Annotated in this window: 3 protein-coding genes; all 3 read left to right on the forward strand. The window is 68.0% G+C overall.

The features are described from left to right. The coding region (locus COLINT_RS08170) for a serine/threonine-protein kinase (RefSeq protein ID WP_006723389.1) at positions 1-583 on the forward strand (583 nt) is incomplete at its 5' end. Next, entirely contained in the window at positions 522-1799 is a 1278-nt protein-coding gene (locus COLINT_RS08175; RefSeq protein ID WP_006723390.1) for a serine/threonine-protein kinase, read from the forward strand. The genes COLINT_RS08170 and COLINT_RS08175, both read left to right, overlap by 62 nt. Further along, the coding region (locus COLINT_RS05305; protein ID WP_006723391.1) for a DUF3662 domain-containing protein at positions 1796-2376 on the forward strand (581 nt) is incomplete at its 3' end. The genes COLINT_RS08175 and COLINT_RS05305, both read left to right, overlap by 4 nt.

Below are 2376 nucleotides of genomic sequence, written 5' to 3' on the forward strand. Positions count from 1 at the left end.
GCCCGCCGCCGGCTCGGCAGCGTCATCCCTGCTCAAGCGCTATCGGCCGCTCGAGACGCGCGCCGCGGGCGGCTTTGGCAGCGTCGAAATCTGCCTCGACTCCCGCCTGCAGCGACGCGTGGCCATCAAGCGCATGCCCCTCGCATCGCCCGATGCACGAACCCCGCTCGAAACCACCGCCGCCGCGCTCGCCGAGGCTCGAACGGCCAGCATGCTGCAGCACCCCAATATCGTGCAGGTCATCGACTTCACCTACGACAGCGCCCATGCCTACCTGGTCATGGAATACGTGGACGGCATGACGCTCGAGGAGTTCCTCCAGCAGGTCGAGGGTCACTCCCTCACCTACGATGAGGCGGCCTGCATCGCCGACGCCCTGGTCCAGGCCCTGTCCTTCGCACACGAGAACGGCGTGCTCCATCTCGACATCAAGCCCGCCAACGTCCTGATCGACCACAACGGCCACGTCAAGCTGGCCGACTTCGGCATGGCCATGCTCGCCAGCGCCGCGGGCTTTGGCGGTGCGCGAGGCGGCACCATCGGCTATATGCCCCCCGAACCAGCTCAACGGCGAGCAGGTTGACGAGCGCAGCGACATCTTCGCCTTGGCCGCGGTCCTCTACGAGTCCCTCTGCGCCACGGCGCCCTTCCGCGCCGGCACCCCCGCCGACTCCCTCGACCGCATCATCCGCGGAGTCCTCTACCCAAGCGACCTGCTGCCCGATATCCCGGAGACAGCCGAGCAAGCCCTGCTCGATGCGCTCTCCCCCAGCCCGTACGACCGCATGCCGAGCGTGGCGGAATTCGGAGACGCCTTCCTGGCCCGCCTGGGAAATCAGCGCGAAGGCCGCAAGAGCCTCGCTCGGATCATCGCTCGCCTCACCTCCGACGATACCGAAGACGCGCTCGACCCGGCCGACGGCCGCGCCGAGCGCGTATGGGAGCTCGACCCGGACAAGGGATATCTAGGCAGCCGCTTCCCCCGTGCACGCGAATATGCGCTCGGTGCCGTCACAGGCGTCGCGGTCGCAGCCGTATCGTGGGCACTTTTGGGCGACCTGCAAGTAGGCGGAGCGGCGGTCCGCGCCATCACCGCAGCGGGCATCGGCGTGGGAGCGGGCATCGCGCCGCAAATCGGGTCTGCCCTCGCCCTTGCCGGTTGGCTCATGCTCATCGTCAACTCGACACCCCTGTTCGAGGTGTTGCCGCTGGCCGTTTTGGCCTTCTGCCTCATGGCCGCCTGGTGGTTCGTATGGGGCCGCCTGCATCCGGCCGCCTCGACTGTCCTCGTGACCTGCGCCGCCCTCGGCCTGGCCGCCGGTGACGCCATGATCCTCGCACCCGCATCCGCCGTGATCGGAGGATTTTTCCTCACCCCGAGCGTGTCTGCCGCCGCTTCCGGTGCCGGCGCCGCCTTCGCGCAACTCCTCGTGGCCTCGCACCTGCAGGCCGGGACCCTGGGTTCGCTCGACGCCCTCATGGCGCTCGCAACCCCGGCGTTTCTCGTCCCCGCAGCGGGCACCGTCCTCATCGCCGCCGGGACCTCCTGGGCGCTGACGCGGACATGGGTAAACCGCCAGGAGGGACGTCCCGCATACCCGCTCACCGCCCTCTACCTGCTCATCCCGTTGTGCGCTGTCGCATGCCGCTATCTTGCGCACCCTATGGAAATTAGCGCGGTGGCCCCTGCCGACGCGGCCGTGGCCCTGGGCCTGGGCGGCCTATCCTCTATACTTGTTTGGCTATGCATACTTGCTCTCGGTTATAAGCGAGATTTTTCGGAAGGTGATCGTTCGTGAACTTCCTGAACATATTTGAAGACCGCGTCGCTGGGATCTTCGGCGCGGCGCAGGCGCCCTTCTCCTTCAAGAAGCTCGCCAAGCAGGCGGCCCGCGAGATGGAGGACCAGACCCTGGTCATCAACGGCGTCAACACCGCCCCCGCCCTCTACACCGTGCTCATCGCCGCCGACGACGATCAGCTCCTGGCGCCCTATTACTCCCAGCTCGCCAGCGAGGTCACCGAGTTCGTGCGCGCCCAGGCCGAAAAGAAGCGCTACCGCTTCGTGGGCACCCCGCTCGTCCGCTTCATGATCGACCCGTCGCTCAAACCGGGTAAGTTCTCCGTGTTCGCCGAGAACGTCGACGCCCCCACCCTCGCCCGTCTATACGAGGAGGAGCGCGCCTATCTCAAGGGCGCGTCCGGCAAGGCCACGCCCACCCCGGCACCCATGCCCGCCTCCGTGCCCTCTCCCGCCGCCGGCGCCGTGCCGGTGGCGAATCCCGAACTCGACGCCGCGTTCAGCCCCGCATCCGCGCAGGTCGCCGGTGCCGCTGAGGTCGCCGACCCCTTTGCACCCGCACCGACGCCCATCCC

Origin of the sequence: Collinsella intestinalis DSM 13280 (genome assembly GCF_000156175.1) — a bacterium.
GTDB lineage: Bacteria > Actinomycetota > Coriobacteriia > Coriobacteriales > Coriobacteriaceae > Collinsella > Collinsella intestinalis.